Raw genomic sequence first — 11155 nt, forward strand, 5'->3', positions numbered from 1 at the left:
TTACTCCCTTCTTAAAATACATATACAGGTCGCCCTGTTACTCTTTGGATTGATTTCTTAAATAGTTTTTCATCTGAATTACTATCAGATAAATGTATTAGATAAACTTCTTTTAACTGCGATAAGTCACAATCTTTAATGAATTCTATAACGTTCTCTAAACTAAAATGACTTTTTCTAATTCTTTTCTTTAACGAGTGATTAAGAAGACCTGTTTCAACATTTCTATTTAATATTTCTATACTGTTATTACACTCAATTAATAGGTGTGTAAGACCTGTAAAGGTATATTTGATGTAATAGGTATCAGTAGCAAACAACAGCTTGTCACCATTGTCTGACTGGATGAGATACCCTAAAGGTTGTTCTGTGTCATGCTGCACATCAAAGGGTAATATCGTAAATGTCTCTACCCTAAAATGTTCTAATGGTTGAATACCTTTTAATCTAAAGTTGTTGTATCGTTTGTCATTCTTGATTAAATATTGTTTTTCTAAATCACCTATATAACAATCAATTCCATAATTCATTATTTCTTTTAAACCTTTAATGTGATCACTATGACTGTGACTGATTAAACAAGCTGAAATACTGTTTAATTTGAAGTTCAAAGCCTTTTGTATTGTTTTAAAATTAAAACCACATTCAAGTAGTATTTCAGTATCTCCATCTGTAATGTGGTAGCAGTTCCCACTGGAACCACTACCAATACAATTAATTTTCATTACCGAACAATCCTTTATCAAATATTGATTGCTTAGCTTGTTCAGGCTCTTTTACTTCTTCAAATTTAGGTTGTTCAACTTCTACCTTTTCTTTTTCTTGTGTTTTTTCTACTTTTTGCGGTTCCTCTTTAGGAATATCAATTGCTGTTTTATTAGCGTTTTGGTTAATTTCTTTTTGTACATCATCATTCATATTAATTGGTTGAATACTTTCTTCTTCGGTATACATAGCACCTAAGTTTTCAGGAAACGCTTCACGTAAAGCATTTACGATAGCTGTCTTTCTAATCATTGTTAATGGCATCTGTTTCCAAGTAGATTGTTTCTTGTCATACTCTTCGACTGATACTTTAGATACAACTGGCATATCTCTATCAGATCTATATACCTTTGCCCAACCACCAATTAATTGGTCGTTTTTAAGCTTAACTGCACCTTCAATCTCGTGTAATTCGTTATTACGTTCTACAATAATTCCAGCTTCAATACCTTTATATTTAGTGTTAGATTCTGCACGTTTCATAAATGCTTCTTTACCTACTATGATTTGAGCATCACCACCGAATTTAACTAGGTATGCTTCGTTTAAGAATGGATTTAGTTTCTGATACTTACATAGTGATAAGAACATCATAATTTCTTGATCATTAACTTCTTTGTTACCTCTAACTAAATACTTTTTAATAATTCCAGGTGATAATTTAACTGTTTCACCGTTTACCTCATATGTTGTACTCATTTTTTCTGCTACTTGATTTTGATTTGTCATTATAAATTCCTCCATTAATTTTTGTTAAATTACTTCTACTGTTAACTCTTTATCTTTTTTACTTACTTCTAATTGAATTTGTTGTGACATTGTTTCGTGTACGTCTGTAACAGATTCAGCGTTATCAATCATGATTGGTGCATAGAAATTATAGTGTTTAGATAAAGCGTTAATGATGTCTAAACCTACATTTATTCTTGCTGCGTTGTTTAATCCACTGTCATAAGGAACACCATTGTGTAATGCTATACAAACATCTTCTACACCTTCATTGATTAGCACGTTGAATAGTTTGAATTTAGTAATCTCAAACTTGTCATTAATTGAACTTTCCATTAGTTTTACTTTTTGTTTAGTAAATTCTTCTGTTAAGAATGTTGCATGTTCTAAATCGTTATATTCTTGTGCTAACTGTTCTTGTCTACTTTCTAATTCGTCAATTCTTTCTATTGCTCTTTGACTGAGCTGAATATCATCAAGTTTTTGTTTGATATCTCTTTGTTGATTGAGTAACGGCTCTTTTTTGCTCTCAATTAAGCCGTTAACATCATCACTGATACTTTGAATAGATTGTCCCTTTTGTTCTTTAAGTGCTTGAATATCACTATCTATTTGCTTGTATTCGTCTGTATCTTCAACTCTTGTGTTATTACTTTCTAAAACTTTTATTTCTTCTTTAAGTTCATCTATAGATTGAGTATCTTTATTAATCTCTTTCTTGATTGTTTCCATAGACTTTTCAATTTCATCATTTTGTTCTGAAAGATATTTAACTCTGTTTCTGATTTCAATACCGTCTGATTGTATTTTTTCTAATGTTTCTGACTTATCAGCGTTGTAGCTTTCTTCCATCTTCTTAATAGCTTCTTCTTGCATATGTGCTGGTATATCTTGACCACAACAATCACAGACAGTTGCAGTTGTAAATTCTTTTTGTTCATTTACTAATTCTTTATGCTTAGTTCCGAGATTTTTAAAATTTTCGTTTTGTTCTTCCATTTCACTTTCATTTCTTTGTAATTCAGCTTTTAAATTACTTAAGTCTCTACGTTTTACAGCTACTGCTCTTTCCTTTTCTGATTCTTCATTGTTCAATGACGTAAGTTTGCGTCTACTGTCGCCATCATGATTATCAATCAAATATTGAATTTCTAGTTGTTTAGATTTAATATCTTTTTCTATTTTTTCTACAGATAATCCATTTTCAATATCTTTAATTTGTCCATCTATGGCTTTTATTTCTTCGTTGATACTAGCTAATTCTTTTTCTAATTTGTCTTTATCATACTTTTGTACGTCTGGCATATTATGATTAATTTCATCTACACGAACAGGTATTGCTTTTAAATCGTCATTGATAGCTTTCTTATTTCTTTTTATTCTTGCTTTAAAATCTTCTAATGATCCATCGCCCAACAACTTTTTAAGTTCCTTTAATTTAGTATCTGATTTGATTACATCTTCATCTGTAACCTCATCAACCAAACTCATTAGAATATTTTTACGTTCATCTTGTTTTAAACTGTTAAACCAAAATGGATTAGTCGTTAGTTTGAATATTTGTTCATCACTTATGATTGAGTTAATGAACTCATTAAAGTCTTTTAATTTTTTAGGTGTTAGCTCTTCTTCTGTAGCACCTAGTTCGTATACAGTTTCATGTCCAGTAAAGCTAGATTTTGCTTGTCCACGTTTTCTAGTCCACTTTTCTGAATAAGTCTTTTTGATATGTTGCTCTTTGCCATCTATTTTTAATACTGCATAGACACTGTGTTTAAGGTTGTTAATTTCATCGCCTACGTTATCTAATGTTTTAATTGCAAACTTTGTGCTACCTTTACTGTCTTTATTGAATAGCAACCAATAAAAAGCATCTGCTATTGTTGTCTTACCTGTGTTATTTTCTCCCCTTACTACTATGTCCTTACCTTCAGCATTTAATTCGAAGTGTTTAGCACCTTTAAAGTTATCAAGTACTAATTTGATTAACTTAATATCCATATCTTTCTCCTCCTGTGGTATAATATAAATAAGTGAATTTCTTAGTCGGACACCTTTTTTAGGTGTCTTTTTTTAGTCGAATAAATCATGGTTCCAATTATTACTGGTCAAGTAATTAAATAATCTTTCATTTTCGGTCGTATTTTTGTCTAGATAGTCATTTAACATTGCTATGATGTTTTCTTTCTGCGTTTCATAATCATCAGCAGACGTGAAACAAGCTGATACGACTAATTGCTCTGTTCTATTACATGTAATTTTCATATCGACATAGTCACCGTAGTAAAAAAACTTCTTTCTCAAACCAAAAACCTTGTAATTGAAAATTGCTATAACGTCTTTCTCCTACTTCTAACATTTAGATCCCTCCTTTAAATATCTTCTTCGTTATTCAAATCGTTGAATAAGTGGTCGAACATTTCGAAAAACATTACTGTAGCTAACCAAAACATTAATGAATGTTCTATTGGTGTGACTGAAAAACTTGATATAATAAAGAACTCAATAACAAGTACTAATGTTAATAACGGATACTTTAAAATATTCATTTAATCCCTCCTATATTCTGCGTTCCATTTTTAATTTCTGTTCATGTGCTTTTGCTACATTTCTAGGATTTTGTTCAATATGTTCACATGCTTTGTTTAGAAACATTTGTCCTTGAAACAATACGTCTTTACATTCAGACATCGTTGATAAAACATTGTCTTTTTCTTCTCTGCTCATGAATTCTGGTCGTTTCAAGAAACTACAGTTTTCTAAAGCGTAGATGGCTTCTTTCATTTCTTTGATTAACTGGTTTTTAATTAATCCAGGGTGATCATAGTAAACTTCGTCATTATGCGCTGGTGTTGAAAAACCATTTGAAAACTCATTTAATGTATCTGTTACAAACACACCGTCATTACTGTTTGTTGCGAATGCTCTGTAAGTGTCAGATGAAATATTTCTATCTCCTTTAACCATCATTGATACATTACTTTTTGTAGTTAAACCCATATCTGCCAAACTCTGTTGCGTAATTCCCCTTCGTTCGATTTGTCTATTAATTACGTGTGTCATTTTAAAAATCCTCTCTATAATCTATATTTTTGTATTGTTTGGTTAACTGTTCTGCCTTTAAAGTTCACAAGTCATGCGTTAATATATAAGTATCATCATTTGGTCGAATAAATGATGTGTTCTAAAATCTCAATTTGGTCGTTGAGTGCAACTGGACTAGGTTTGGTCACCTAGTTCAGTTATTTTTTTATGCTTCTTTAAGTTCTTGTTCCAATTGATATACTGTTTCATATGATGGTTGCCATCTTTCTACATATTTCACTGCTTCTTGATATCGACCTCTAGGGATACTTGTATACGTTGTAACTTGAAAAACATTTTTAATACTTTTGTATAATTCTGCGAATAACTTTTTAGAAACTGCTTTGTAGTACCCATTGAATTTGTTTCTTACAATTTCAGCTACTTTAATTGCCACTAATTTTTGAATATGCTTTGCTTCTCCATGCATTATTGGATAGTTTTCTTCTATTGCTGTTACTCTTTCATCTAATTCTGTGTTTCCTTGAGCTATTAACTGAATTTGTTGTGATGTTGTTAAAGGTTTTGCTTGATATGAACCAGTTTTTCTTAATGTTGGTAAAACATCATCAAATACCCACTCTTCAAATTGTTCTGCTTGTGGTAGTTTTGATTTAGTAATTAGTCTGTATAAATTACCTTCATCAATAAACTTTTTATCTTGATTACGTCCTAGAGAATCGATGACGGAACGAATCGTTACCCCACGTTCTTTAGTATGATCTCTTACTGCTTTCCGAGGATTTGAATAACCTAATATTTCAGCTACTTTAATTGCTGGGAACAATTGCTTACCTTCTATTGTTAAAACTTCTAAATTTCCAAAACTAGAATTCTTAAAAATTTGTAATTCATTTGTCATTAAAATGACCTCCTTAATTTGTTATAGATTTATTATTTTGATTTGGTACAATTAATTTAATTTATTATGGAAGTGTGGTGAGAAAATATGAATATTCCTGATAGCAAAGAATATCCATTTGAGTACAAATTCGATAAGTCGTCTGATTTTGACCTTACGATTGAAACTCCTTGGGTATCTCTCGACAACCATGAAACAATAGAAGATTATGCTGATGTCGATTTTATATACGACCAAGATGTTCCTTATCCAATTACAATTATCAAAACCGATTACCATAATGGTTTTAAAACTATAAGCATCAATACTCGTCATAATGTAATAGTGAAAACTAATTGGGAGCTCGACAAGATGAAAGATGGTAAATATTTACCTAGAATACAATAATTGTTCTTTACCATGATTATCTAGTTGGGTCATCTTTAATTTCCCATCATAGTTTGAAATTTTTAAACATGGGTTTGATAATGTCCTGAAATCATTTGAATCAACGTATTTTCCTTTAACACTCTTAATCTCCTCCGCCAAGATGATGATTAGGAGTGTTATTTTTAAAATTTGTTTTAGTTTCAACTTAATCTCCTCCTTTAAATCCATTTTTTGTGTCGTTGGTTTAGGTATTGCTTAAACTTTTGAATATCTACTAATGTGAGTGTAGGAGATAAACTTACATATAATTCTTTAACGCCCTTATCATCTTCATCGTATTCTTTTAACAACTTATAAACTGTACTTCTACCTATCCCACATAATTTGTGTAAATGAGCAGGCTTTGCATATACTTGTTCAACAAATTTTTCTTCCCCAGTTAATGTGTTACTTTGATTTGGTGGTGTAATAAGTTTTGGCATTGTATATTCCTCCTTTTCTTTTGTTGGCGTTCTAATACAACATTTAGTCCTCGCAATGACTATTTAATGTATTTAAGTGTGGCTCTTATCATCGCTCACTCTCGCTCGTAAACGCTCTACTAGAACGCCAACCGTGAACTGACTGGTCTATCATGTTCACTTATTTTTTCGTATTATTAAGTTAGTCGAATAAATCATATGTTCTAATTACAAGGTTGTTTCAATTCGTTACCTTGTTGGTCAAAAAAAATAGTCCAGTCAACTTGTAAAGTTAAAGCTAATCTTTTAGCTACCACAACACTCGGGCTTCTTTTACCTGTTTCTATAAGTGAAAGGTAAGCTCTATCGATATCGCTTTTATCTGCAACTTCTTGTTGTGTTAACCCAAGAATTTTTCGTCTATCTGTTATCCAATTCATTTTCAGCACCTCCTGTTTCAATTCGTTACATTTATTATAGTTTCAATATGTTACATTGTCAACACTAAAGTTTCAAATCGATACTTATTTTAAGTGTAACAATGAGTTACAATATATTTAAAGAGGTGAACAAAGTGTTACATGAAAATTTAACATCCTTAAGAAAGAAAAAGAAAATGACTCAATTAGAAGTTTCAAAAATATTAGATGTTTCAAGACCGGCATATACAGCATATGAAAAAGGTACTAGAACTCCGGATGTTTCACTTCAATATAAACTCGCAGATTTATTTGATGTTACTCTTGATGAATTACATGGTAGAGAAAAGAAAGAAAGTACAAACTTACTAGAAGATGCCGAAGTATTAATGTTCTCCGATAAAGAAGGTTGGGATGAACTTTCTGAAGAACGAAAGAAAGAAATCATGAAAGAAATATCTGACCTAACAGACTATTATATAGAGAAAGATAAACGTGCAAAAGGCGAAAAATAGAAAGAAAAATATAAACTGATCTTATTCAGCTTATATTTTTTTAGACAAAATTATATTGTATTAAATTATTAGACATTTATTTTTTATTACACTATCAATAAAAAGTGACAAATTAATATTGTTGTAAATATTAATGGGATAAACACATATGCTGAACTTTGTGGAAACACAAAGAAGCCACCGATAAAAAACGGTGGCGATAACACAATTGAGCAACGGAACTGCTACCAAAGTATCTAAAATTTTAGGTAAAGCAATTGCACCATCTGGTTCTTATAAACTAATAAGCGAAGGGAATGGTTCAACTATCAAGAATCTAACATCTTTAGAAAGTACATTCTCTCGTTCAACAGTACCAACATCTAGCCTAGGAATTAAAGCTACTAGTCCGTTTACTGGTAAAATAATTGCCCTACTATATAGTAATATATAGTATGTATTGGGTGAATTCAAAGAAAACCTAAGTCTAATTTTTAGATATGGTAACTTTGAGCTAAGCTAACAAACTCAGTAAAAGTAGTTAGAAAGTGCAACGCATAGTCATTGAGTATGAGAACAATAATATGACCACGAGCGCCCAATATCCCATTCATTATAACAATTAATGTTTTAAATATAAATTAAAATACAAGGAGATGCATAAATGAAAAAGATATTAATAGCTACCTTATCAATAACTTTGTTGTTAGGAGCATGTGGAGATAACACCGAAGAGGGAAAAAATACAAAACAAAATTCTGAAACAAATAATCAACACGAAAAATTTGTTGATCAATATCACAAATATACTTACAAAACTGTAGATGAAATTTATAATCTTATGAATTATTTAAGTGAAACTAATCCCGATGATGTAATCGATGAAGAAATTATTTCTGAATATACCAAATCAGCAAATGCTTTAGAAAAATCTAGGACTACATTTAAAAAAGAAACAAAAGATATGAAAATTACTAAGAAATACAAAGAACCAATTCATACATTTAATTCAGTTAATAAAGGTTTTACTGAAGGTCTTAGAATAATGTCAGACGCCTTGAAAGACTATTCAAATGATAAAATATCAGACTCAAAATTTGATGAACAAATAAAATTAGGTGAAGAACGCTTTTCGGAATATACAAATAATGAAATAGATGATGACGAAGTCACAAAAACTTTAAATAAAAAAACAAATGAAAAAATAGAAAAATTAATGGATTTATTAGATAAAGAAGAATCTTTAGAGGATGAAACTAATGATTTTACACAAGATAGTGATGAAGAACAATCAGAATCTATGTACACCGAAGATGATTTTAAAGAAGTTAAATCTGAAGATATTACTTATACACAACCTGTTGGTAATTTAAATGTAAACTTTAAAGAAATGAAAACATATAAAGTTAAAGTTACAGAAGAAAATGAATACAACTTCGAAAACTATTCTACAGGAGATACAGCGTATGTATTAGGAATAGAACTTGAACTTGAAAATACATCTGAAACACCAAGTGAATATTTTATCGATCAAGCAGAGATTGTAACAAATAACCAAGAACAAATAGAACCATCATTAATCACGCCAAAAAAATTAATTAAAACTGAACTAAAGGGAAAAGTTAAATCAAGTGGAATGATTTATTATGAATTGGAAACATCCACTGCAGACAATATAGAATGGCTAGATTTTATACTGCCTGAAATGTTTGACGATGAATCTATGGATGTCACATTTGAAGAAAAGAAACTAAGATTAGAATTTTAATAAATTTTAAATTTAGCTGACCACTAAATATACTGGTCGGCTTTTATTACAACTTTAAACCGAACATACGTTCTAATATTAGGAGGAATTTAACATGAATACGAACACTTTAATTGAAATACCAGAAAGATATAAACAATTTAGAATGGATATTACTAATTTTGCTACTTCAAAAGATAATAAGAGAATTGAGAATAATGATAAAGGTATCTGTATCTACTTTGATAATACAGATAATATAGAACCATTATTATTTGATAGAGATATAGTAATACTCGATGATGAATTTAATGGTACACCTTTTTCGAAATATGTAGCTGAAATAAGATTTTGCGATGAAGAACACTTTGAAATTAAAAAACTATCTAACTATGTTTCTATTGATAATACAACCCACCCTATCGAAGATATAAATAACATTAATATCATCGGCAAGGTTATTAAATTAATTAGATCATTTGATTAATATCGGGGGAGGTTATTTTATGAGAGTGGAAGACGTTGTTAACGAAATTACAGCATATACAATTTTGGATAGAAGCGATTTGAATATTGATTATATAAGTAGCATATATAACATTATAGTAGTCTATAACTCGCCTACTACATTATATGCAAAAATTAGAAATAGAGATGTCATATGCGTTAGAAACGATAGTTCTGAAAATATGTGGAATGAATTTTGTCATGAGTTTGCTCATTTCTACATGCATTTTGGTAATCAAACAAAAATGAAAAGTTTATTTAATTATAAACAAGAAGCTGAAGCTGAAAAATTTTCATTATTATTACGTATGCCTGAACGTTTAATAGTAACTAATAATTTATGGACTGTAGATTTAATTATAGAGTATTTTAGAGTGCCATTTAAGGACGCTTATCGACGTTTGGAGTTACTAATGAATAGAAGTAAAACGCATCGTCTAGTAGGCGTTAAATCGATTTAGGAGGTATATACATGTGGATAGAAAAATTTAAGAACAAAGATGGCAAAACACAATATCGTTATTATGAAAAATTTAAAGATACTTACACGAATAAATGGAAACGAACTAGTGTTGTTTTAAATACTAATAATAAACAATCTAAAAGAGAAGCAATAAAATTACTGGATGAAAAAATAAGCCAAACATTATCTAAAGATTCTATGAAGATAGAAGATGTTACTTTTCATGAAGTTATAAATCAGTGGTTTAGTTTGCATATAAAAACGTCAGGTATAAAAGCTACCACATTAAAAAACCACAAAACATTAGTTAAACATTTAAAAGAATCAATTGATAGCAATGTATTATTAAGTAAAATTGATTTTCCATTTTTACAAACTTTAATATTAGATGTTTTTGATAATTATAAATCAAACGTTGCAATACGAATTTCTAATATTCTTAATAACATACTTAAACACGCTGACAGTTATTATAAAACCAATTTAAAAATTATTTATAATGATGTCACTATACCTAAAAAAGCTAAAACTATCGATGAAATAGAAAAAGAAGAACAAAAACAATATAACTATCTGGAAATGAATACTGTATTAAAAATTAGAGATAACATTCTTAATAGTAAATATAATAATAAAAGACTTAAATTCTTAGTTGCAAGTATTATAGAACTTCAAGCTTTAACAGGTTTAAGAGTTGGTGAAGTACAGGCGCTTCAAGTTTCTAATATTGATCTAAATAACAAAACAATTACAGTAAACGGGACAATACATTGGATTAAATATAAAGAAGGTTATGGTTATAAAGATACAGCAAAGACTAAAGGTTCTCATAGAGTGATAACAATTAATAAACGGTCATGTGAAATACTAAAATCAGTTATATTAGATCACAAAAAAATGGCTCAATGGCATGATAAATATAATGATAGAGGATTTATATTTACTACAGCTGGTGGTAACCCACTTTATTCACACAAAATAAATAGGCTCTTAGCTATTGCTGCTAAGAACCTAGAATTAGATAAACATATTACTACTCATACTTTTAGACACACTCATATAAGTTTACTCGTTGAAATGAATATTTCATTAAAAGCAATCATGAAACGTGTAGGACATACCGATGAAAAAACAACAATAAAAGTGTATACACACGTTACAGAAAAGATGGATAAGTTACTCGTTGAAAAATTAGAAAGTATACCATCTTAACGAAAAACGTCTGATTCTGCCCTTTAATTGCCCTTGCTAGTTT

The 11155-nt window shown here is 29.7% G+C and carries 17 protein-coding genes; 7 read left to right on the plus strand and 10 right to left on the minus strand.

All coding sequences use genetic code 11. From position 1 onward, the window contains the following. Nucleotides 1-11: 11 nt before the first annotated feature. From ACNMOQ_RS08900 to ACNMOQ_RS08930, 7 genes are all read right to left on the minus strand, one after another. Nucleotides 12-725, minus strand: a complete 714-nt coding sequence (locus tag ACNMOQ_RS08900) for an MBL fold metallo-hydrolase (protein ID WP_416349733.1) — start codon at nt 723-725, stop codon at nt 12-14. Beyond that, nucleotides 715-1494 carry a phage recombination protein Bet gene (gene bet, locus ACNMOQ_RS08905; RefSeq protein WP_416349734.1) on the minus strand — a complete coding sequence of 260 codons (780 nt, stop codon included), beginning with the start codon at nt 1492-1494 and terminating at the stop codon, nt 715-717. Before bet ends, ACNMOQ_RS08900 begins: the two co-directional genes overlap by 11 nt. A 24-nt stretch (nt 1495-1518) precedes the next feature. Then, nucleotides 1519-3495, minus strand: coding sequence for a hypothetical protein (locus ACNMOQ_RS08910; protein WP_416349735.1), 1977 nt, complete (start codon nt 3493-3495; stop codon nt 1519-1521). A gap of 72 nt (nt 3496-3567) precedes the next feature. Then, nucleotides 3568-3759 carry a hypothetical protein gene (locus ACNMOQ_RS08915; protein ID WP_416349736.1) on the minus strand — a complete coding sequence of 64 codons (192 nt, stop codon included), beginning with the start codon at nt 3757-3759 and terminating at the stop codon, nt 3568-3570. Nucleotides 3760-3866: 107 nt separating this feature from the next. Further along, nucleotides 3867-4043, minus strand: coding sequence for a hypothetical protein (locus ACNMOQ_RS08920; RefSeq protein WP_167751623.1), 177 nt, complete (start codon nt 4041-4043; stop codon nt 3867-3869). A gap of 10 nt (nt 4044-4053) precedes the next feature. Continuing rightward, the gene (locus ACNMOQ_RS08925; protein WP_416349737.1) at nt 4054-4557 is read right to left on the minus strand and encodes a helix-turn-helix domain-containing protein; all 504 of its coding nucleotides are present in this window, start codon (nt 4555-4557) and stop codon (nt 4054-4056) included. Nucleotides 4558-4744: 187 nt separating this feature from the next. Next, a complete protein-coding gene (locus ACNMOQ_RS08930) occupies nt 4745-5440 on the minus strand; it encodes a BRO family protein (protein WP_416349738.1) in 696 nt (231 codons plus the stop codon). A gap of 87 nt (nt 5441-5527) precedes the next feature. Between ACNMOQ_RS08930 and ACNMOQ_RS08935 the strand changes: the two genes are divergently transcribed. Continuing rightward, entirely contained in the window at nt 5528-5827 is a 300-nt protein-coding gene (locus ACNMOQ_RS08935; protein ID WP_416349739.1) for a hypothetical protein, read from the plus strand. On the opposite strand, the gene ACNMOQ_RS08940 is transcribed toward ACNMOQ_RS08935, so the two are convergent. The 3 genes from ACNMOQ_RS08940 to ACNMOQ_RS08950 form a co-directional block, all read right to left on the minus strand. Further along, complete coding sequence (locus ACNMOQ_RS08940; RefSeq protein ID WP_416349740.1) at nt 5810-6013, minus strand: hypothetical protein; 204 nt, start codon at nt 6011-6013, stop codon at nt 5810-5812. The genes ACNMOQ_RS08935 and ACNMOQ_RS08940 overlap by 18 nt on opposite strands. Nucleotides 6014-6027: 14 nt before the next feature. Beyond that, nucleotides 6028-6291 carry a helix-turn-helix domain-containing protein gene (locus ACNMOQ_RS08945; RefSeq protein ID WP_135032826.1) on the minus strand — a complete coding sequence of 88 codons (264 nt, stop codon included), beginning with the start codon at nt 6289-6291 and terminating at the stop codon, nt 6028-6030. A gap of 203 nt (nt 6292-6494) precedes the next feature. Further along, entirely contained in the window at nt 6495-6710 is a 216-nt protein-coding gene (locus tag ACNMOQ_RS08950) for a helix-turn-helix transcriptional regulator (RefSeq protein WP_416349741.1), read from the minus strand. Between the two features lie 134 nt (nt 6711-6844). Here ACNMOQ_RS08950 and ACNMOQ_RS08955 point away from each other — a divergent pair, with 134 nt between their 5' ends. The 6 genes from ACNMOQ_RS08955 (at nt 6845) to ACNMOQ_RS08980 (ending at nt 11112) form a co-directional block, all read left to right on the plus strand. Further along, entirely contained in the window at nt 6845-7204 is a 360-nt protein-coding gene (locus ACNMOQ_RS08955; protein ID WP_416349742.1) for a helix-turn-helix domain-containing protein, read from the plus strand. Between the two features lie 193 nt (nt 7205-7397). Continuing rightward, nucleotides 7398-7637 (plus strand): hypothetical protein, encoded by a 240-nt coding sequence (locus tag ACNMOQ_RS08960; protein ID WP_416349743.1) that lies wholly within the window; start codon nt 7398-7400, stop codon nt 7635-7637. A gap of 210 nt (nt 7638-7847) precedes the next feature. Continuing rightward, nucleotides 7848-8951 carry a hypothetical protein gene (locus tag ACNMOQ_RS08965; protein WP_416349744.1) on the plus strand — a complete coding sequence of 368 codons (1104 nt, stop codon included), beginning with the start codon at nt 7848-7850 and terminating at the stop codon, nt 8949-8951. A gap of 94 nt (nt 8952-9045) precedes the next feature. Next, on the plus strand, nt 9046-9417 hold the full coding sequence (locus ACNMOQ_RS08970; protein ID WP_416349745.1) for a hypothetical protein: 372 nt from the start codon (nt 9046-9048) through the stop codon (nt 9415-9417). A 19-nt stretch (nt 9418-9436) separates the two neighbouring features. Further along, nucleotides 9437-9898 carry an ImmA/IrrE family metallo-endopeptidase gene (locus ACNMOQ_RS08975; RefSeq protein WP_282461051.1) on the plus strand — a complete coding sequence of 154 codons (462 nt, stop codon included), beginning with the start codon at nt 9437-9439 and terminating at the stop codon, nt 9896-9898. A gap of 11 nt (nt 9899-9909) precedes the next feature. Next, a complete protein-coding gene (locus ACNMOQ_RS08980) occupies nt 9910-11112 on the plus strand; it encodes a tyrosine-type recombinase/integrase (protein WP_239706160.1) in 1203 nt (400 codons plus the stop codon). The last annotated feature ends 43 nt before the right edge of the window (nt 11113-11155 follow it).

This window comes from Mammaliicoccus lentus (assembly GCF_947036595.1).
Lineage (GTDB): Bacteria > Bacillota > Bacilli > Staphylococcales > Staphylococcaceae > Mammaliicoccus > Mammaliicoccus lentus.